This window comes from Streptomyces sp. NPDC047525 (genome assembly GCF_040643025.1).
GTDB lineage: Bacteria > Actinomycetota > Actinomycetes > Streptomycetales > Streptomycetaceae > Streptomyces > Streptomyces durmitorensis.
This window is the reverse complement of the sequence record NZ_JBEYTL010000009.1, coordinates 35,200-54,326: the sequence shown is the minus strand read 5'-3', so window position 1 is coordinate 54,326 and position 19,127 is coordinate 35,200. Positions and strand designations below refer to the sequence as shown.

The window sequence follows — 19,127 nt, the reverse complement described above, 5'->3', positions numbered from 1 at the left end:
TCGAACGCCGATGACGGTCAGGGCGTGACGATCGCGAACGACGGGTCCGGCTTCGTCACCACCGCGAAAAGACGCTTGAGCAGCTCCGGGTCGCCCTCCACCGCGATCCCGTCCAGGCCCTTCCCGGCCAGGACGCCCAGGAGCTGCGGCTTGGTGAGGGTCAGCGTGAGACCCGCGCCGGAGACGGCCTGGGACTCGCGGTGCGTGAGCGCGCCGTTGTGCAGGTTCAGGCGGTGGCGGCTCTGCTCGTCGGTGAGGACGAGGTCGATGACGAAGCTCTCGTCCCAGGCGCGGGGGCCGTCGACGTTGACCGCGATCGAGTCGATCAGCTGCTCGGTGGTGAGCGCCATCGCCATCTCGGGGTTGGACATGTCCAGTTGGACCTTGCCCGTGCCCTGGCGGAGTTCGAGGGCCGCGGTCAGATAGAAGTTGCGCCAGGTGCCGTTCTCGGCGCCGCGCCCGAGCCGGTCGTAGACCCCGGCCAGGGTCTCCTTCGCGTCCGCGTTGCCGGGGTCGGCGAACACGATGTGGTTGAGGAGCGTGGCAGCGAAGCGCAGGTCGCCGTCGGCCGCGTACGCCCGTGCCTTGGCCAGCGCCTCGTCCGCGCCGCCCGCCAACTCCACGTAACGCTGGGCGAGTTCGACCGGCGGGTGCTCCCACAGGTGTGCCGCGTTGCCGTCGAACCAGCCCAGGTAGCGCTGGTAGATCGCCTTGACGTTGTGGCTGACCGAGCCGTAGTAGCCGCGCGCGTGCCAGGCCTTCTCCAGGGCCGGGGGCAGCCGGAACTCCTCGGCGATCTCCGGGCCCGTCAGGCCCTGGTTGAGCATGCGCAGGGTCTGGTCGTGCAGGTAGGCGTACAGGTCGCGCTGCTCGGAGAGCATCTTCACGACGTCGTCGCGGCCCCAGGTCGGCCAGTGGTGCGAGGCGAACGCGACGTCGTACGTGTCGCCGAAGAAGTCGATGGCCTCGTCCAGGTAGCGCGACCAGATGCGGGCGTCGCGCACGACCGCGCCGCGCAGGGTCAGGATGTTGTGCATGTTGTGCGTGGCGTTCTCGGCCAGGCACAGCGCGCGGCGGTCGGGGAAGGAGAAGTTCATCTCGGCCGGTGCCTCGGTGCCCGGCGTGAGCTGGAAGATGATGCGTACGCCGTCGATGACCTCCTCCTGGCCGGTGCGCGTGATGTCCACCGTGGGCGGGATGAGCGTCAGGGTGCCGGTCGACGTCGTCATGCCCAGGCCCGCGCTGATCTGGCCGTCGGGGGCCTTCGGGAGGCTGTCGCCGTACATGAACACCGCTCGGCGCGACATGGCCGGGCCCGCGTAGACGTTCTCGCTGACCGCGTGCTCCAGGAAGCCCTCGGGCGCGACGATCGGGATGTCCTTGCCGCTGCCGTGCGGCAGGACGCCGCGCGCGCCGCCGAAGTGGTCGCCGTGCGAGTGCGTGTAGATGAGGCCGGTGACGCGGCGCTCCCCGCGGTGCTCGCGGTACAGGGCGAGGGCCGCCGCCGCGCACTCGGCGGAGATCAGCGGGTCGATGACGATGACGCCGCTCTCGCCCTCGACGAGCGTCATGTTGGACAGGTCGAGGCCGCGGACCTGGTAGATGCCCTCGGTGACCTCGTACAGGCCCTGGCGCGCGCAGAGCTGGGCCTGGCGCCACAGGCTCGGGTTGGCGGTGTCGGGGCACTCGCCCTTGAGGAAGCCGTAGGCGTCGTTGTCCCAGATGACCCTGCCGTCGTCCGTCCTCACGACGGCGGGTACGAGGGCGCCGATGAACCCGCGGTCCGCATTGGCGAAGTCGGTGGTGTCGTCAAAGGGCAGGTCGCTGGCGGGGGCGGCGCTCATGAGGCGGGTCCGTTCGAGGGAGCGGCAGGTGCAGCGGGGCCGGAGGGGTCAGCGGGGCCGGAGGGACCGGATGGACCGGAGGGACCGGCGGACGCGGATGTCTCGGACCTGTCCATCTTCTGCGGTTCCTCCTCGATCAGCATGTCGGGACGTCCCGTCACCAACAGCCAGGCGGGCAGCGCCGCCACGCACAGCAGGGGCAGCAGGTCGAGGTCCGGTACGACGGCGGCGGCCGTGAACAGGCTCAGCCAGCCCTGCCGGGTCGTGGCGAGCAGAACGCCGAGGATGCCGCAGGTGATCGCAAGGGCGGGCGGCACCGCGTCCACGAGCGCGTGCGCGAACATGCCGAGGGCCACGCCCACGAAGACGGCCGGGAAGATCCGCCCGCCTCGGAAGCCGCAGGTGGCGGCCACGCAGAGCGCGAGGAGTTTGACCACGGCGAGCAGCAGCAGATTGCCCGCGTCGTGGTCGGAGGCCTCGGCGGTCAGCTCCTTCATCTCCTCCAGGCCCTTGAAGAGCGTGAGATGGCCGCCGAGCGCGCCGAGGGCGCCGAGCACGAGACCGCCCACGGTCAGCATCAGGACGGGGTGCCCGAGCTGACGGAAGGCGCGGTGGAGATACGGGAAGGCGTACACGGCGGCGAGACCGACGACCGCCGCCGCCGAGCTGACGACCATCGCCGAGAGCACGTCGCCCCAGTGCGGCCCGTCGTACGCGGGGACGTCGATCTCGAACGTGGGGTGCGCGATGAGCACCGTGGTCAGCGACCCCGCGCCGGCCGAGACCAGCGGCGCGAACAGCCGGTCCCACAGCGGGCGCGGGTCGGGCGGACCCGCCACGGTCTCGGAGAGGATCAGGGCCGCCGCGACCGGCGTCCCGAAGAGCGCTCCGATGGTCCCCGCCGCCGCGAGGCCGACCCACTCCGCGGCGGGCGTGCGGGGCATCGCCTTCATGCCGAGCGCGTAGGCGATGGCGATGTTGATGGCGGTGATCGGGTTCTCCGGGCCGAGGCTGACGCCGCCCGCCAGCCCCACGATGACGGCGAGCGCGATGCCCGGCAGCACCCGCACCGGCAGCGGCGGATCGACGAGCCCCAGCGTCGCGGGGTCGGGCCCGGCGTGCCCCGGCATCTTCCAGACGATCAGCCCGACGACAAGACCCGCCGCGGTGAGCGCGGCGATGATCCACCCCGCCGACGTCCCGGAGACCCCGACGGCGTCCGGCAGCGTGTCCCACAGCAGATCCTGGAGCCGCTCGGCGACGAAGCTGAGCAACAGCAGGATGAGGCTCGACCCGACGCCGACGAGCAGCGCGGGAAGCACGAGCGGGAGCAGGGCGCGGGCCTGCGGGGGCACGGTCACGGGGTCTCCCGGTGCGGTGAGGTGGGGGCGGTGCGGGCCGCGGTGATCGCCTTGCCCGGCGGCGCGGACAGCGCTGGCCCGGCGGGGACGATCCCGCTGTCCCCGAGCCGCACCGGCGACGGCTGGTCCCCGACGGCCCACCGCCCGACGGCCCACCGCCCGTCGGCCCCAGGCTCAAGCCGGACGGGCTTCCCCTGCCGCGCGGCCCGCGCGCAGTGCAGCGGCAGCGAGAGCACCGCTCCGATCACCCCGGCCCGGGGCGCCCGACGGACGGCCAGGGGCGGCCGGGCTTCGCGCGCCCGGCCGCCCCTGCCCCGCGTCCGGTCAGGTTCCGGCGGGCGGGGTGCGGTCAGGGCTGCCGATGGGTCCGGGGCCGGACGCGGAGGGCGGATTGCCGCCACCGGAGCCTTCGGCGAACGGGCCGGGGCCGGACGAGGTGTTCCGGGGACCCCAGCCGCCCTCGTCGCCCGACGGCCCGCGATGGCTGCCGTGACCGGCGTGCCGGTCGGAGTGGTCCGTGCACAGCGCCCAGACGACGAAGATGCCGATCGCGATCGAGATCAGCGCCCAGATGGGCTGGTAGGGCAGCCACAGGAAGTGCACGACGATGGCGATCGAGGCGAGGGCGACACCGCACGCCTTGCCCCAGGTCGTGCCCTTGAGGATGCCGTAGCCGGTGACGAGGAGCAGGATGCCCAGGATCAGGTGGATCCAGCCCCACGTGGTGAGGTTGAACTTGTAGACGTAGTCCCCGATGCGCGCGTAGACGTCGTCCTTCGCGATGCCCGCGATGCCTTCGAGGATGCCGAGGATGCCGTAGACCAGCATCAGGACACCCGCGAACATCGTTCCGCCGGAAGCCCAGGGGCTCTCGCCCCGCGGGCTGCTCGTGTTGCTGGCCATGTTGGGGCCACCCCTCTTTCTGTCAAGGAACTCCGAGCCTGTGACGGGCCGCGGCGGTCGGCGAGCGGGCGGGGGCCATTCGGGTGGTGGGGGCTGCGGGTGCGGGTTACGTGATTCACGTCACCCGGGTGGAGTCGCTTGGTTACGCTGGGCTACGAAGTGCCCGTACGCCGTGCGGCGTTGGTAATGGGGGTGGCCCTCGCGTGCCGAACAACATCCGTGACCTCGACCCCAGCGCATCGCCCCTGGACTACTACGGCTCGGAGCTGCGGCGCCTGAGGGAATCGGCGGGGCTCAAGCAGGCGCAGCTGGGGAGCTGCATCTTCTGTACGGCGTCACTGATCGGCCAGATCGAGACGGCGAAGAAGGTGCCGACGAGGGACTTCTCCGAGCGGGTGGATGCGGCGCTCGGGACTGATGGGGTGTTTTCGCGGTTGGTGGGGCTGGTGTTGCGGAGCCAGTTGCCTACGTGGTTTCAGCAGTACGCGGAGCTTGAGGCGCGGGCCACGTGCATCTCCACCTACCAGACCCAGTTGGTGTACGGCCTGTTGCAGACGCAGGAGTATGCACGCGCCGTTCTCCACGCAGGGTGGGCGGACAAGGTAGACGAGGCTGTCGCCGCGAGGTTGGAGCGCCAGCGCATCCTGAGCCGTGAGCGCCCACCGTTGGTTTGGGTGGTGCTCGACGAGGCCGTGCTGTACCGGCCGTTCGGTGGTCGCGAGGTCATGCGAAGCCAACTCCAGCACCTGTTGGGGTATCAGGAGCACCGCGAGGTAAGGATCCAGGTCCTCCCCTTCGATGTCGGCCAACATCCCGCCACGGTTGGTTCGTTCACTGTTCTGCGGATTGATAGAGAGCCCGATATCACCTATGCCGAGAGCTACGGATCCGCCCATGTTCTGGCTAACCCAGAGACCACCAGGGACTGCGCCCACCGTTACGATCACTTGCAGGCCGCGGCCCTCTCCGTGGAGGCATCGGCGGCATTGATCGCCCGCGTACTGGAGGAGCGTTATGGGGACCAGTCAGAGCCCGAGGGGCACACGGTGGCGTAAGTCGTCCTACAGCGGCGGCACCGGCGGCGAATGCATCGAGTGCGCCCCCCTCGACGGCACAACGTGGCGCAAGTCGACGTACAGCGGCAACACCGGAGGCGAATGCATCGAGTTCGCCGCCCCCCGCCAAGGGACCATCGCGGTCCGCGACAGCAAGAACCCCGAAGGCCCCGCCTTCACCACCACGCCCCGCGCCTTCGCCACCTTCGTCCAGGCGGCAGCCACCGGCACCCTGAGGTAATTCGGCCAGCGGCGGAATGCCGCATTCGCGCTTAACCTCCCCTGGGGGGTGGGGAGATGGGCGAGGCACGGCTCTGGCGGGTGTTCCTCCTCGGGATGGCCGTGACGCTCGCCGTCGCCGCCGCGTACCCGTGGTGGTCGGGCCGTACGGGAGATGAGTTCGGCACGGTGGCGTGGTGGCTGCGCGCACTGCCGCTGCTCGCCGCGGCCTTGCTGGTCGCCGCGCAACTCGTGCCCGGCGTGGGGCGGCGACGAGGAACAGCCCTTGCCGCAGGCGCCGCAGGTTCCGCCGCCCTCGCGGGAGCCCTGCTCTTCCTCACCTGGAGCCGGGCGGACGAGATCGCCGCGGGTCGCCGCGAGGACAAGGAGATCGAGGCCGCCAACCAATGGTGGTGGGGCGCGACGGACCGCGAACTGCACGCCGTGCTCACGGCCTGGCCCGAGGCCGCACCCCTCGCGACCGCGCTCGCGGCGGCCGTGGTCGCCGTGGCCGCGCTGTTCCTGGCGTGGCGGGACCGGCCGTGGCTGGACCTGGACGCGTACGCGGAGGCGGCGGACGGCAGCGCCCTGCGGCGAAGGCTGCGCGGTGGCACGGCGTGCGTGCTGGCCGGGGTCCTGGCGGGCGGTCTGCTCTCCGTGGGGTCCGTGGAGGGCGCCGAGCGGATCCGGGACGCGCGGACGGAGGCCCTGGGGCCTTGGTGGGGCGACTACGCCGAGTCGGAGCCCGTGGCCGCTTCCCGGCTGCACAAGGGATCCCACGAGGTGAAGTCGTCGGGATACCGGCCGGGCGCGCCCGCACGGCCGGGCCGGATCGCCTGGCAACGCGGCTTCGACGGGCCCGCCGCGCTCAGCACGTGCGCGTACGAAGGGCGCGAGCGCGGCACGCTGGTGGTTCTTGAGGAGGGCGACCGCACCGCACGGATCACCGGACGTGACGCGCGCGACGGCAGCCGGCGCTGGAGCTTCGGCGTCCGTACCTCCGAGCGGACCGAACTGGTGCAGGTGGCGGTGAGCGAGGGCTGCTCGGTGCTCGTCCTGATCGGGTCGATGCTGGTCAGCCTCGACTCGTACACGGGACGCGAACGGGGTGCGACGGTCCTGCCGATGCCGGGACCGAAGGGATGGAGCTTCATCACGTCCTACCGGCAGCCCGACGCGCTGCCGAGGATGGTGACCCTGCCGGACGCGAGCGTGGTTCATCTGGCCAGTTCAGGTGGGGGAGTTGTCGCCGTGCGGCGGGACGGCGCGGAGCTCCTTGCCCGGAGCGGGAGTACGGGGGAGGGATGCGCGTACCTCGTCGATTACGCGTCGCGGGACGACTCCGGTTCGCTCCTGGTGGAGGGGTGCGGATGGCGGAACGTCCTCCTGACGCTCCCGGGTTCCGGGCCGGATCCGGCCTATCCCCCGGGTGAACCCGACTACCGCACACCGGACTTGCCCCTCCTCTTCGAGGTGGCGGACGTCGAGGTCACGCGGCCGGAGGGCTGCGAAGCGGGCCAGGTGGAGTGGATCCGGGCGCGGGGGTACGGCGCCGACGTGGCGGGAACCTGGCAGTGCGGCAAGGGGAAGTCCCTCAAGCGCACCTACGCCATGCGCCGGTTCGTCCCGTCCGACTCCGTCGCCCGCAGGGAATGGGAGCGTGTGCCCGCCGCGCGGGCGCCGCTCCATCCGGCCGTGGAGCTGCGCAACGGCGTGTTCGCGACGGCCGTCGGCGACGCCGTCCGCGTCGGCTGGGGGCTGCGGGAGAGGGACAGGGTCCACTCGGAGGTTCCCGAACGCGGTGTCCGCGTGGCGGCCCTCGATGGCTCGGGCGGCCCCTGGAAGCAGGACGCGAACCGCAATGCTGTGCTGGCCCTCGGCGCCTCCGGGCTGCTCACCGCCCTGGAGTTCCGGCAGGAGCGGACCGAGCCACCGGCGGAGCCCGACGTCCGCATCGACCTGAGGACCAAGGGTTCCACGACCGTCGCCCGCACCCCCTGCACCGGAACGCGCGACCTGCTGGCCGACCCGGTCTCGGCGACGGCCCTGGTCCTGTGCAGGGACGACGACGGCCGGACACGGGTGTCGGCGGTGGTGGACGGACCGGGCTTCGACGCCCGGCGCTAGGCGCTAGGCGGCCTTGGCCACGGCCCGCGTGATCTCCGCGGCGATGCGCCGGATACCGGGTGAACGGGTCGGGCAGGGGCGGGACTTGGGCGTGGTGGGCGCGAGGCAGAAGTGCAGGTAGTCGTCGCCGCGGTGCAGGGCGGTGCGGCTGCGGCCGGGCTCGGTGCAGTACGCGGGGTTCTCCGTCTCGTACGCCGTGCACGGCAGCTTCTCCACCCACTTGTGCCGGTCCGACGCCGGGCTGACCGCGCGGCCCGCGTCGGCGACGATCCCGCCGGAGGCTCGCGCCTGCGCCTCGTAGATGGCGTCGACGCGGCGCACGCGGTCGGGAGTGATCGGGTCGGGCCCCTGGAGCACCCACACGATGCGCGGCTTGTCGGCCCCGCCCCCGGCGGCCTCGTGGATCTGCGAGGCGAGCGCCTTGGCGTCGGCCGCGTACCGGTCGAAGTACTTCTGCCGCGCCTTGTCGTACGTGATGCCGTCCATGCACGGCGTGTAGCCCCACGCGTTGCCCCAGAACTGGAGCACCACATAGTCGGGCCGCTCGGCCCGCACCAGCGCGGCGGCCTTGTGCTTGTCGGGGACGAGGGAGTCCTTGCCGGTGTCGTCGAGGTAGTCGCAGAGGGTGGTGCCGGAGTAGGGGGCGCTGCGGTAGCGGGCGCCGAGCTCGGAGCGCAGGAGATCGCCGAGGACGTTCTGGTTCTCCATGGCGAGGGAGTCGCCGAGGTAGAGGACCTTGGGGGATGTGCTGGTGCGGTCGCGGGGCTTGTCGGCTGCGCGTTGGCGGGTGGTCGAGGAGGGTGGCGGGGCGGAGGGCTCGGCCTCCTCCTTCGGCGGCTCGGCGGCGCGTGTGACGTCGGGGGTCTGCGGGGCGTCGTCCGACGCACCCCCGGACCCGGGGTCGCCGCACGCCCCGAGGAGCAGTACAGCGGCCAACAGGCCACCCACCCACGGCTTGCGCATACGCCAACTCCCCTTCAGGCGACCGAAATAGTCCCCAAGGCAAGCACAGTCGCACCCGCGTGAGAAGAGACGGGGTGACGCTTCCGGCCGCGCATTACCCCGGACGTAATCGACCCCCGCCCGGCCGCCCGGCAAGCTCAAGTCATCGCACAGAGCACCTGGATGACCATCCGGACGACCGAGCCGCAGGAGGCCGAACGCCATGACCGCACACGACACTTCACACGACGCTTCCGCGTACGAGACCGCTGTCGCTCGCTACTTCGAGGCGTGGAACGCCGAGGGCGCCGATGACGTGACCAAGGCCGTGGCCGCGGCCTGGAGCGAGGACGGCAGCTACACGGACCCGCTGGCCGACGTCTCCGGGCACGCGTCCATCGCCGCCGTGATCGGCGGGGCCCACGAGCAGTTCCCGGGCTTCGAGTTCCGGCGGACCGGTGCGGTCGACGGCCACCACGACATCGCGCGCTTCGGGTGGGAGCTGGTGTCGGTCGCGGACGGCTCCGCGCCGGTCGCCGGTTTCGACGTCATCGCGCTCGCGGAGGACGGCCGTATCCGCACGGTGCACGGGTTCCTGGACCGGGTGCCGCAGGCCTGAGGTCGGCCCGGAGTCCCGCCGTATTCCCGGATCCGCGATTGAAGTTCGCCCTACGAACTAATATGGTTCGTAGGGCGAACTACATTCTTCTTCTTGTTCTTCGGATTGCTGGGAGTGAGAGTCATGACGCGTACCCGTGCTGTCGTCGCGGTCATCGGTGGAGGCTATGCGGGCTCCGCGGTGGCGAAAGCCCTGGACGAAGAGACGGATGTGGTGCTCATCGAGCCCAAGGACGCGTTCGTGCACGCGGCGGGAGCCCTGCGGGCCCTGGTGCGGCCGGACTGGGCGCACAACATGTTCTTCCCGTACGACAAGCTGCTGCGGCACGGCAGGGTGGTGCGCGAGCGGGCGGCATCGGTGGACGCCGGGGGCGTCACGCTGGCCTCGGGCGCGCGGATCGACGCCGACTACGTGGTCCTGGCGTCAGGCTCCGACTATCCCTTCCCCGCGAAGACGGACACGGACGTCACCAGCGAGGCCCTGGAGAAACTCCGTACGACGCACGGCGAACTCGACCGTGCGGAGCGGGTGTTGCTGGTGGGCGCAGGTCCGGTGGGCCTGGAACTTGCCGGTGAGATCAAGGCGGTCTGGCCGCAGAAGCACGTGACGGTGGTCGACCCGGCCCAGCGCCTGATGCCGGGCTTCCTGCCCGAGGTGCGCGATGAACTGCACCGCCAGCTGGACGAGTTGGGCGTGGACGTACGGCTGGGCACGGCACTGGCGGAGGAGCCGCCGACGGAGCCGGGCGAGACGAAGACGTTCACGGTGGGAACCACGAGGGAGGGCGGAGGGGAGGTGACGGCCGACATCTGGTTCCGCTGCTACGGGGTGCGCGTCAGCGGCGACTACCTCGGTGATGACCTGGCCGCGGCCCGCACCCCGCAGGGCATCCGCGTGACCGAGCACCTCAACGTCCAGGGCCACAGCCACATTTACGCGCTCGGCGACCTCGCGGACCTGGCCGAGGCCAAGATGGCGGGGAACGCGATGAAGCACGCGGAGGTGGTCGCGGAGAACATCACCGCCCAGGCGCGAGGCGAGCACCCGGCCGCGGTCTACCGTCCGTCGCCCGTGCCTTCGGTCCTGCTCCCGCTGGGCCCGAAGGGCGGCACAGGCCAGCTGGCGACGCCCGAGGGGGCGACGGTGCTGCCGGCGGAGACGGTCAGCGAGTACAAGGGGACGGACTTGCTGACGGGCCGCTTCGCGGAGCTGTTCGGCACGGCGTGAGCCGTATGACTGAGGGGGGAGCGGGCCTAGTCCCCAAAGACGACAGGCACTTTGTTGTCCCGCACCACGCGGCTGAGCAGCTCCGCGAGCTGCGCGCGATCGGTGTCGCCGAAGCCGGTCGGCAGCTCGTCGACCCGGCGGCAGGTGGCCGCGTAGAACTCGTTCACGAGGGCGTCGCCCTTGGCGGTGAGCGCGACCTGCACGGCCCGTCCGTCGCGCGGGTCGGGCTCGCGCCGCACGAGGCCGTGCTGGGCGCTGCGGTCCACCAGACCGGTGAGGCTGGACTTCGCGAGCCCGAGCACCGCGCCCAGCTCGCTCATGCCGTACGCCTGCCCCATCAGGACGCAGAGCAACTGCCCTTGCTGGGCGGTCAGTCCGAACTCCCTGGCCGACTCGGCGTACACGGCGTTCACCAGGAACGCGGAACGCACGAGCGCGACGGCGACGCCCATCCGCTCTTCCTCGCCGGCATCGGAATTCTGCATTCGTCCAGAATACGGCAGCGAGGAGGAGCGGAATGAGCAAGGCAGGACATTCGTGCCACGAACTACTGACTGGCGCCTCAGGAACTACTCGCTAGCGGGCCACGTACTGCGTGAGGATCGCCTGGACCTCGTAGATGTCGACACCCTTGGTGAAGGTCTTCGCGATCGGCTCGGGGGTGCCGGAGATCCAGATCTTGAGCTCGGCGTCGAGGTCGAAGTGCCCGGCGGTCTCCACCGAGAAGTGGGTGATGCTGCGGTACGGAACGGAGTGGTACTCGACCTTCTTGCCGGTTATCCCCTGCTTGTCGACGAGGACGAGGCGGCGGTCGGTGAAGAGCATGGTGTCGCGGATCAGCAGGAACGCTGCCTGCACCTGCTCACCGTGGCCGAGCAGGCGGGCGTAGTCCTGCTGCGCGGTCATCGGATCGATCGTGTGCGCGTTTCCGAACAGTGCCATGAGAGGCCCCCCATTTTTTTCGAACTGAATAGAACTCACAGGAACTTACGACTGTAACGCCAGGCCAGTCCGGATGACGGTTCGGATGAGAGAGGGCGTCAGGGGGCGTCAGAGGGCGGCCATGGTGTCCACGTCCGCCAGCGCCGTGGCCTGGCGGTGCCCCGCGCGGGCGGCGTCCGCACGGCGGGCATTGGCGGTCATGTCGCGGCCCATGGCGCGACGGGCGGCGGGATCCGGGGTCAGGAGCGTGACGTCGGCTCCCTCCGCGGCGAGTTCGGCCGCCTGCCGCTGCGCACTGGGGTGGGGTCCGACGGCGGACGGAATCGGGGAGACGGCGAGGACGCGCTGATATCCGCGGGCCAGCTGGAGGTTGGTGGTGGAGCGGCTGCCGCCGTCCATCCAGCGGCGGCCTGCGAGCGTGACCGGCGGCCAGACCAGGGGCACCGCGCAGCTGGCGGCCACGGCTTCGAGGAGGGCGAGATCCGATCCCGCGGCGTCGAAGGCCTCCACGCTTCCGGTCGAGGCGTCGACCGCGGTGATCAGCAGCGCCGTCCGCCGGGGCCAGTCCACCGCCCCGCGGAGCAGACCCCGCACGGTGTCGACGACCTCGGCCTCGGGCCCGGTGTGCGCGGCGAGGGCGGCGCGGCCCAGGCGCCGCACGGAGCGCTCGGGGTCCCGGGAGCCGAGCGCGGCCCACAGGAAGCGGAGCGTCTGGGGCAGGGAAACCTTCAGGTCGATCCGGTCCTCGCCGGCGAGCTGGCGCTCGTACAGCTCGCGCGCCGGTTCGCCGCTCGCGAGGCGGGAGCCGAATATCGCGCCCGCGGAGGTGCCGATGACGGTGTCGGCCCGGCCGGGCTCGATGCCGGCGTCCGCGAGCCCGGCCAGCACGCCGGTCATCCATGCCCCGCCGACGGGCCCGCCGCCACCGAGCACCAGTGCTGTCCCGCGCATGCGCCACGCCCTCTCCGGCTAAGTGGGGAATGCTCCCCACTTCGAATGACGACGATAGCATCCCACCGGGGAGTGCTCCCCGCTTGGCCACTAAGCCACTAAGCCACTAAGCCACTAGGCCGCTCGGCTGCTCGGCAGGAAGGCTGACGATGACCGGCGATTCACACCGTGCGACGCCCCCGCGGAGGCGCGACGCGCGACGCAACTGGGATCTCCTGGTGGAGGCGGCCCGCGAGGTGTTCGCGGAGCAGGGCCTTGAGGCGCCGCTGGACGTGATCGCGCGCAGGGCGGGAGTGGGGAACGCGACGCTCTACCGGAACTTCCCCACCCGCGCGGCCCTCATCGACGCTGTCTTCCACGACCTGCTGACGGGCACGATGGCAGTCGGCGAGCAGGCGCGCTCCGCGCCGGACGCATGGGCGGCGCTGAACGACTACCTGCGGGCGGTCTTCGTCACCCTGGCCGCCGACCGCGGCACGAACGACCTCATGACCACCCACCTGGAGGGCATCGAAGCGCTCCAGGCCGTCCACGCCCATAACCGCGAGACGATGGAGATCCTGCTGAGCAGGGGCCGCGAGCAGGGAACGGTGCGAGCCGACGCCACCACGGAAGACGTCCTGTTCGCCCTCGCGGCCCTGGGCCGAGCCATCCCGGCCCTGACAACGGCGACCACCCCCGACGCCTGGCGCCGCCCCCTGACCCTGTTCCTCGACGGCCTACACACCTCACCATCCACACCATCCACACAACCACTGCCGGGCACGCCCCTGACCGCCACCGAACTGGGCGAAGTACTACAGGAATTGGGCCCACACCGCGCCCCGCGCAACACCGGCTGAGCCAGCGCGACCCGCCGGACGGCGTGGCGAGGCAACGGGCGGAGCGGTTGTGCAGCGTCGGCTCGGCCGACTTCGAGCGAGCACCAGGAGCCAGAACCAATGCCCGACCCCGCACCCCGCAAGCCCTGTGCGACGCCTGGCGGCAGGCCGGTGACGAGGGGCGCGAGCCCTCTGGCCGACGATCACCAAGGAGGCGCCAAGCGCAAGGGCATGAGCGAGGCCGAGATCATTCGCCAAGGCATCCGCCTCGCGGCCATGGCGAACCGGGACTGGGACGAGCCGCTGTTCTCGCGCACCTTTGAGGGAACTGGGCGTACGCCGTCCAAGGCCGAGGTCCGCGAAACGGTCGCCGATGCGGTGCGCTGCGAGACCGATTCCGGGTCCGGACCCTGTCGCGAAGCGTGAACTGGACCGGGAAGCCGACACCCGCTCTGACGCTTTCGCCCCCCGGAGGGCTACTGCTTGCCGGTGCCGACAGGGTCCACCATGACCTCGCCGTCGGCGCCGACCGGGAGGCGGAGGTCGGTCGACAGGGCCTTGGAGTGGGTCTCGTTGGGCGGGGTGACCTCGATGGCGCTGACGTACACGCCGCTGCCGCCGCTGTTGTTCGGCGGGGTGTGGAGCGTGAAGCGGGTCGTCTCGCCGGACTTGAGGGCGACGGCCGGGGCGGCGAGCTTGCTGCGCTCGGCGCTGAGGGGCCCGGAGGCGTCCTGAGACCTGAGGTCGACCCCGGGGAAGCCCTTGAGGGAGCAGGCGTCGCCGCCCTTGTTCTTGAGGCTGACTATGAGGTCGCCCTCGGCCATGCCGTGCGCCGTGCTGAAGTCGAGGTTCGCCGTCTTGCAGGGTCCGGTGGTGATCTGCCCGCCACCGCTGCCCTCACCGGCCTCGGCGGCGGTCGAGTCGTCGCCGCCGTCGGCGGCCCCGGCCGTGGAGGAAGAGGAAGAAGAGGAGGAGCCGGAGTCCTTTCCGCTGCCGGTCCCGCTCGCGTTGGAGTCCTCGTCCCCCTGGCAGGCGGTGAGCGAGAGACCTGCGGCGAGGACCAGGGCGGCGAGGGTGATCTTCTTGGCGCGCATTGTTTCTTCCTTGCGGTCGGTGCCGGATCTGCTGGGCACTGCGTGCGTTATTGATCATCAGGACACACCCGCCCCGTGAGCCGTTCCGCCCGACCGCTGCCTAATGCATGCCTGTTACATGGAAGTGGGGGAGAGGGGGGGTGCTATCGCCGGGCGGGCACCGCTGGAGCCCAGCGGGACGCGCTCGATCACCGGTCTCCGCAGCTCTCGCCGCGCCCTTCCCGACAGCCGACCGCTGGGACAGTTCCGTAACCGGGCGGCCCTTGAAGTCAGCCATCCGGCATGGACCTGGCCTGCGGCGCGCGCTCGGCGGGCACACAGTGGAAAGGCCCAGTTCGCTGAGCTGGTTCGGGAGCGTCGGCGATCGCCACTGTCCCGCCGGGCACCATCGCGATGCCCCTCCAGCGGCCCCTTGGCCCCCCGTCCGCGCCAGGTTGGTTGTCAGTGCCAGATTTTAGAGTGGCGGGTATGGCAACGTTTCGGTCTGGCGGCACGCTCCAACACATGGTCAAGTCGGCACAGGAACTCACCGAGCACGCAAGCGTTCGAGGGCGTATCGACGCGGTGCTGCGCATCATGGGCGGCCCTGGCGGGACCTACGGTAAGGGTAAACGCTTGGTAGACGCCTTGGAGGATGTCGCCCAAGACGCCATCCTTTATGGGGACTTCGAACTCGCTCAGCGCTTCCAGCGCTTCGCCGCGTACGCCAGAGGCGACCTGTTCCTGGAGATCGTCGAGAACTACTACGACGAGCGCGCCCGGCAGCGCAGCGAGGAAGGCATGCGGAGGATGATCGCCATGGGTGCCGACCGAGCAGTCGCCGCCCTGGATGTCTTGTGCCGTGACAAGCCCGATGCGACCGCCACCGACGCCCGTGACCTCTTTCGCGGCATTGCCCAGTCCGCCGACTATCTGAGTCTCGGGACTGGTGAGGGCGGGATTCAACTCTCGGTCCGGGAGGCGAGGCGACTCCAACAGTACGGACACATGGAGCTGGCCCTCCGAAACTTGCCCCGTCCTGCCTCCGCCGAGGCCGCGGGGATGATGAGCGATGTCCTCTCCAGCATCGACGCGGGGCTGCTGGCACAGCTGCTCGAACTACGTGCCAGACGAGCAGGGCTGGCTGCTCTACGTGCCGCTGTGGACGACCCGAACAGCTCCGAAAGCGCCCTGCATGCCTGCCTGAAGAGCCAGGAGTGGATATTTGGCGGGGCGTACGTGGCCGAGTTGGCCCGCAGGCAATACACCCCGGACACCATCCTCGACATCCCTCTGCTGCGTGGCGACGGCTCTCTGCATGTGGTGGAACTCAAACGCGCCAACATCAAGAGCCTGGTCATCCGACAGAGCGGCCACCTCATGCTGGGCGCCCAGGCTCATCACGCAGTCTCCCAAGCGCAGAACTACCTCCGGACCATGGACGAGAATCGTCCGAACATCCTGGCCGAGCACGGCGTCGACACCCGCCGGGCCTCGGCGACAGTCGTGATGGGGCACCCGCGTTACGTGACCGGCAATGTCACCCCCCAGGAGATCGCGGAGACGCTGAGGACCTACAACACGCACGCGGCACGCATAGAAGTGATCACATACGAAACCCTGCTCGAGTCGGCTTCCCGGATGTTGGCTCTGTCGTCGGCAAGGCAGGACTCCGACTCGGACGAGGAGCCCGCCGTATGAATGACGCCTCACCCGCGATCGAACCGCTCCTTGCCCGCCTGTGCGGCGGCGAGATCACGGACAAGGACTACGTGGGCTATTTCATGAACGAGTTCGGAGAGGAACTCGTCTTCGCTCAATGCAGGGGCGAGAAGACAGCCCGGCTCTGGCACAGCGATGCGGACTGGGAGATGTTCCGTGTGGGCGATCACTCGATTCGGCTCGACGGCCCGATAGACGGGATGATCAGCGTCGAGGGCCTGATCATCCACCGCGCGGAGGCGACCTGGCTGTCCTCCTGTCTGGCTGCCTCCCGTCACATGCGCCAGGGACGAGCCTGACGGCGGTGCGCCGTGAGGCCTTCAGTCTTCGTGCGGAGTCTCCAGCTCCTGGATTCGTTCACCGATGTCGTCGGCCCACGATTGCGCCCACCGACGCAGCTCAGTGATCGCTGGCTCGTCGAGCCCGTAGGCGCCGAACTCCGTGTCGTCGATCCAGTCGGCCCCGCTCAATCGGGCTTGAAGCTCGCACAGGTCGAAGGAGTCACGGGCGTGGCGACGTCCGAGCTCTTCCAGCTCAAGGCGGCTCCAGCGGTCCGCCGCGGCTTGTACATCGACCAGATCCCTGGCGAGTCCCCGGTCGGCCAGCGCGCGAACCTTCGTGCCGACGACATCTTCGAGAGACAGCACCAACCCGTGCTCGGTGTGCACAGGGGGCCGCCAAAGTGTCTCCTTGAGGACGTCGACCTCGCACTCCTCACGGCTGGCAGGATCGGTGACGATGAGCCGCGCCGACAGCGGATCGGTCTCCAGAGCTCGTACGTGCCACCCACGCTTCTCCAGGCCGGTGCGTACGGCAGCGGCAATATCCTCCATGCGTTCCGGGTTCTCGGTTGCGACATCGAGATCCTGGCTGAGCCGGTTGACCAGTCCATGCGCTTGGACCGCATAGCCACCGGTAAGCGCCAGAGGGTAGACACCGCCCACGTCGAGGACATCAGCAAGCAAGCGACGGTGCAGATCCGTGAGGTTCACGCAGCGGCCTGGGCTTCGTGAGCCAGCTCGTCGAAGGAGCTCTCCCACACCTCCCGGACATCACGACTGACCAGTGTGCGCAGTGTGGGCCACAGGCTGACCAGCAGGTCGCGATGGAGAAAGTGGACCAGATCGTCGCGCAGACCCTCGGCCAGGACGATCCTGTAGTAGCTCATCCGCAGCCGCGGCTGGTCGAGATCGAACGTGGTCAGCCCCGACCAAGCCAGATGCAGCGGCAGGGTCACTGTGCCGTGTTGAGGGCCGACGAGTTCGGAGAGTGCGGCAGGCGCACGCCGAGCGAACTTGGCACGGCGAAGATCAGAGAGACCGGGCTGTGTTGCCATACGTCGATTATCCAGGAAGAGCCTGAGGTGGGCTCCGTGATTCGCCGATGCGCCCGCGGTGCCGCCGTCCCTTCCCTCAGCGCCGCCACACTGGCACTTCTGCCCGTACCGCTGCCGCCCCTTGCCCACCAGCGGCGAATCAGCGCCGCGCGTCTGCTGACCGGCGTCCTGGTCCCGGAGGGAAACCGCACAGCAAAAAGGCCCAGGTCGCTGACCTGGGCCTCAAGTGTGGAGCGGGTGACGAGAATCGAACTCGCACTCTCAGCTTGGGAAGCTGATGTTCTACCACTAAACTACACCCGCGAAAAACACCGTCTGTGGCGGTGTCGTAACGTCGCACACTCTACCTCATCCCAGGCCCCGGGCGCTTTTGCCCCCGGGGTCTGTGTGCTGTCCGGGGCATGGATGCGTCTGCGGGACGCGGGAGTTGGGGCGTACGGTGAGAGACCGGAGTGCCGCCTGGAGGGGCGCCCCATTCGTCCCGTAATGTGGCCGTTCGGCGCCCGCTCGCGTATGAGGTGAGCAGGGGGCGCCAAGGGCTCAACTACGGCTTTGGGGAAGGGACTCGAGGACTTGATGGAGCGCACCGTCGTCCGATGTGCCGAAGGGCACGTGTTCAGCACTGCTTCGTTCCCGATGCAGAAGGCCGACCGGCTCGGACCCGGCCGTCTCATCCGCTGTCCGCGGTGCGCCCGATTGCGGCATGCCGTGCCGGTCGTGTCGCAGAAGCGGTAGCGGAGGAGCAGGAAGCAGGAAGCAGGAAGTAAGAAGCTCAGCGCGTGGGGCCGTCCGATTGGGGCGGGCCCGCGCGCTCTGCGTATCCTCGGTGCGTGCTTCTCTCAGACAAGGACATCCGGGCCGAGATCGACGCCGGACGAGTACGGATCGATCCGTACGACGAATCCATGGTGCAGCCCTCCAGCATCGATGTGCGGCTCGATCGCCTCTTCCGGGTGTTCGAGAATCACCGCTATCCGCACATCGACCCCTCCGTGGAGCAGGCCGACCTGACGCGGCTCGTGGAGCCCGAGGGCGACGAGCCGTTCATCCTGCACCCGGGCGAGTTCGTGCTCGCCTCGACCTACGAGGTCATCAGCCTGCCCGACGACCTCGCGAGCCGGCTCGAAGGCAAGTCGAGCCTCGGGCGGCTCGGGCTCGTGACGCACTCCACCGCCGGGTTCATCGACCCGGGCTTCAGCGGGCACGTGACCCTGGAGCTGTCGAACCTCGCGACCCTGCCGATCAAGCTCTGGCCGGGGATGAAGATCGGGCAGCTCTGCATGTTCCGGCTGACCTCGCCCGCCGAGTCGCCCTACGGGTCGGAGCGGTACGGGTCGCGTTATCAAGGGCAGCGCGGGCCGACCGCCTCCCGTTCCTTCCTCAATTTCCATCGGACCCAGGTGTGACATCCAGCATGAGTGACGTGCGCGAGAACCTTACGTACGAGAAGTTCGGCGGCGCTGTACGCGAGCTCGCGCAGACGATCGCCGACGACGGGTACCAGCCCGACGTCATCATCTCCATCGCCCGCGGTGGCGTCTTCGTCGCGGGCGGGCTCGCGTACGCGCTCGACTGCAAGAACATCCACCTGGTGAACGTGGAGTTCTACACGGGGGTCGGCACGACCCTGGAGATGCCGGTCATGCTGGCGCCCGTGCCCAATGTCATCGACTTCACCGACAAGAAGGTGCTCATCGCCGATGACGTCGCCGACACCGGCAAGACGCTGAAGCTCGTGCACGACTTCTGCCTCGATCATGTCGCCGAGGTGCGGTCCGCCGTGATCTACGAGAAGTCGCAGTCGCTCGTGAAGTGCGAGTACGTCTGGAAGCGCACCGACGACTGGATCAACTTCCCGTGGAGCGTCGAAGCACCCGTCGTGCGGCGCGCCGGGCAGGTTCTCGACGCCTGAGGCGCGAACCAGAACCAGAAGAAGAAGGGCCCCGGCGGAGTGATCCGCCGGGGCCCTTCCTCCGTCTCAAGTA

Annotated in this window: 21 protein-coding genes, 1 tRNA gene and 1 pseudogene; 11 read left to right on the top strand and 12 right to left on the bottom strand. The window is 69.7% G+C overall.

Going from position 1 to position 19,127, the window contains the following annotated elements; all coding sequences use genetic code 11:
• Window positions 1-17: 17 nt before the first annotated feature.
• The 4 genes and pseudogenes from ABZ833_RS26340 to ABZ833_RS26325 form a co-directional block, all read right to left on the bottom strand.
• Window positions 18-1,844: an alkyl sulfatase dimerization domain-containing protein gene (locus ABZ833_RS26340; RefSeq protein WP_361050992.1), complete on the bottom strand. Its 1,827-nt coding sequence runs from the start codon at window positions 1,842-1,844 to the stop codon at window positions 18-20.
• Window positions 1,841-3,205: an ion channel protein gene (locus tag ABZ833_RS26335; protein WP_361050989.1), complete on the bottom strand. Its 1,365-nt coding sequence runs from the start codon at window positions 3,203-3,205 to the stop codon at window positions 1,841-1,843. Before ABZ833_RS26335 ends, ABZ833_RS26340 begins: the two co-directional genes overlap by 4 nt.
• Window positions 3,202-3,441 (bottom strand): hypothetical protein, encoded by a 240-nt coding sequence (locus ABZ833_RS26330; RefSeq protein ID WP_361050986.1) that lies wholly within the window; start codon window positions 3,439-3,441, stop codon window positions 3,202-3,204. Before ABZ833_RS26330 ends, ABZ833_RS26335 begins: the two co-directional genes overlap by 4 nt.
• 271 nt (window positions 3,442-3,712) lie before the next feature.
• Window positions 3,713-4,108, bottom strand: a pseudogene (locus ABZ833_RS26325) (hypothetical protein); the annotation flags it as partial.
• Window positions 4,109-4,311: 203 nt separating this feature from the next.
• Between ABZ833_RS26325 and ABZ833_RS26320 the strand changes: the two are divergent.
• From ABZ833_RS26320 to ABZ833_RS26310, 3 genes are read left to right on the top strand one after another with little or no spacing between them, the layout of a single operon-like run.
• Entirely contained in the window at window positions 4,312-5,163 is an 852-nt protein-coding gene (locus ABZ833_RS26320) for a helix-turn-helix transcriptional regulator (RefSeq protein WP_361050983.1), read from the top strand.
• Window positions 5,123-5,404, top strand: coding sequence for a DUF397 domain-containing protein (locus ABZ833_RS26315; protein ID WP_361050981.1), 282 nt, complete (start codon window positions 5,123-5,125; stop codon window positions 5,402-5,404). The genes ABZ833_RS26320 and ABZ833_RS26315 overlap by 41 nt, the downstream gene beginning before the upstream one ends.
• A gap of 56 nt (window positions 5,405-5,460) precedes the next feature.
• Window positions 5,461-7,509 (top strand): hypothetical protein, encoded by a 2,049-nt coding sequence (locus ABZ833_RS26310; RefSeq protein ID WP_361050978.1) that lies wholly within the window; start codon window positions 5,461-5,463, stop codon window positions 7,507-7,509.
• 3 nt (window positions 7,510-7,512) lie between these two features.
• On the opposite strand, the gene ABZ833_RS26305 is transcribed toward ABZ833_RS26310, so the two are convergent.
• Window positions 7,513-8,472, bottom strand: coding sequence for an SGNH/GDSL hydrolase family protein (locus ABZ833_RS26305; protein WP_361050975.1), 960 nt, complete (start codon window positions 8,470-8,472; stop codon window positions 7,513-7,515).
• 202 nt (window positions 8,473-8,674) lie between these two features.
• Here ABZ833_RS26305 and ABZ833_RS26300 point away from each other — a divergent pair, with 202 nt between their 5' ends.
• Both ABZ833_RS26300 and ABZ833_RS26295 read left to right on the top strand, forming a co-directional pair.
• A complete protein-coding gene (locus ABZ833_RS26300) occupies window positions 8,675-9,070 on the top strand; it encodes a nuclear transport factor 2 family protein (RefSeq protein ID WP_361050972.1) in 396 nt (131 codons plus the stop codon).
• Window positions 9,071-9,193: 123 nt separating this feature from the next.
• Complete coding sequence (locus tag ABZ833_RS26295) at window positions 9,194-10,297, top strand: FAD-dependent oxidoreductase (RefSeq protein ID WP_361050969.1); 1,104 nt, start codon at window positions 9,194-9,196, stop codon at window positions 10,295-10,297.
• Window positions 10,298-10,323: 26 nt separating this feature from the next.
• Here the strand turns inward: ABZ833_RS26295 and ABZ833_RS26290 are convergent, their stop codons facing one another.
• The 3 genes from ABZ833_RS26290 to ABZ833_RS26280 all read right to left on the bottom strand — a co-directional run bounded on the left by ABZ833_RS26290 (window position 10,324) and on the right by ABZ833_RS26280 (window position 12,190).
• A complete protein-coding gene (locus ABZ833_RS26290) occupies window positions 10,324-10,749 on the bottom strand; it encodes a MarR family transcriptional regulator (protein WP_361051794.1) in 426 nt (141 codons plus the stop codon).
• 124 nt (window positions 10,750-10,873) lie between these two features.
• The gene (locus tag ABZ833_RS26285; protein ID WP_361050966.1) at window positions 10,874-11,239 is read right to left on the bottom strand and encodes a PH domain-containing protein; all 366 of its coding nucleotides are present in this window, start codon (window positions 11,237-11,239) and stop codon (window positions 10,874-10,876) included.
• 108 nt (window positions 11,240-11,347) lie between these two features.
• A complete protein-coding gene (locus ABZ833_RS26280) occupies window positions 11,348-12,190 on the bottom strand; it encodes a patatin-like phospholipase family protein (protein WP_361050963.1) in 843 nt (280 codons plus the stop codon).
• 149 nt (window positions 12,191-12,339) lie between these two features.
• Between ABZ833_RS26280 and ABZ833_RS26275 the strand changes: the two genes are divergently transcribed.
• Window positions 12,340-13,032: a helix-turn-helix domain-containing protein gene (locus ABZ833_RS26275; RefSeq protein ID WP_361050960.1), complete on the top strand. Its 693-nt coding sequence runs from the start codon at window positions 12,340-12,342 to the stop codon at window positions 13,030-13,032.
• A 99-nt stretch (window positions 13,033-13,131) separates the two neighbouring features.
• A complete protein-coding gene (locus tag ABZ833_RS26270) occupies window positions 13,132-13,437 on the top strand; it encodes a hypothetical protein (protein ID WP_361050957.1) in 306 nt (101 codons plus the stop codon).
• 50 nt (window positions 13,438-13,487) lie between these two features.
• On the opposite strand, the gene ABZ833_RS26265 is transcribed toward ABZ833_RS26270, so the two are convergent.
• A complete protein-coding gene (locus ABZ833_RS26265; RefSeq protein ID WP_361050954.1) occupies window positions 13,488-14,105 on the bottom strand; it encodes a DUF4232 domain-containing protein in 618 nt (205 codons plus the stop codon).
• Between the two features lie 504 nt (window positions 14,106-14,609).
• Between ABZ833_RS26265 and ABZ833_RS26260 the strand changes: the two genes are divergently transcribed.
• Together ABZ833_RS26260 and ABZ833_RS26255 are read left to right on the top strand one after the other, a co-directional pair.
• A complete protein-coding gene (locus tag ABZ833_RS26260; protein WP_361050951.1) occupies window positions 14,610-15,785 on the top strand; it encodes a Shedu anti-phage system protein SduA domain-containing protein in 1,176 nt (391 codons plus the stop codon).
• Window positions 15,782-16,105 carry a hypothetical protein gene (locus ABZ833_RS26255; protein ID WP_361050949.1) on the top strand — a complete coding sequence of 108 codons (324 nt, stop codon included), beginning with the start codon at window positions 15,782-15,784 and terminating at the stop codon, window positions 16,103-16,105. The genes ABZ833_RS26260 and ABZ833_RS26255 overlap by 4 nt, the downstream gene beginning before the upstream one ends.
• A gap of 21 nt (window positions 16,106-16,126) precedes the next feature.
• On the opposite strand, the gene ABZ833_RS26250 is transcribed toward ABZ833_RS26255, so the two are convergent.
• From ABZ833_RS26250 to ABZ833_RS26240, 3 genes are all read right to left on the bottom strand, one after another.
• Window positions 16,127-16,798: a nucleotidyl transferase AbiEii/AbiGii toxin family protein gene (locus tag ABZ833_RS26250; protein WP_361050946.1), complete on the bottom strand. Its 672-nt coding sequence runs from the start codon at window positions 16,796-16,798 to the stop codon at window positions 16,127-16,129.
• Window positions 16,795-17,142 carry a transcriptional regulator gene (locus tag ABZ833_RS26245; RefSeq protein WP_361050943.1) on the bottom strand — a complete coding sequence of 116 codons (348 nt, stop codon included), beginning with the start codon at window positions 17,140-17,142 and terminating at the stop codon, window positions 16,795-16,797. The genes ABZ833_RS26250 and ABZ833_RS26245 overlap by 4 nt, the downstream gene beginning before the upstream one ends.
• A 229-nt stretch (window positions 17,143-17,371) precedes the next feature.
• A tRNA-Gly gene (locus tag ABZ833_RS26240) sits at window positions 17,372-17,445 on the bottom strand.
• A gap of 527 nt (window positions 17,446-17,972) precedes the next feature.
• Here ABZ833_RS26240 and dcd point away from each other — a divergent pair.
• Both dcd and ABZ833_RS26230 read left to right on the top strand, forming a co-directional pair.
• Window positions 17,973-18,548: a dCTP deaminase gene (gene dcd / locus ABZ833_RS26235; protein ID WP_249588779.1), complete on the top strand. Its 576-nt coding sequence runs from the start codon at window positions 17,973-17,975 to the stop codon at window positions 18,546-18,548.
• An 8-nt stretch (window positions 18,549-18,556) separates the two neighbouring features.
• Entirely contained in the window at window positions 18,557-19,054 is a 498-nt protein-coding gene (locus ABZ833_RS26230) for a phosphoribosyltransferase (protein WP_249588778.1), read from the top strand.
• Window positions 19,055-19,127 lie beyond the last annotated feature (73 nt).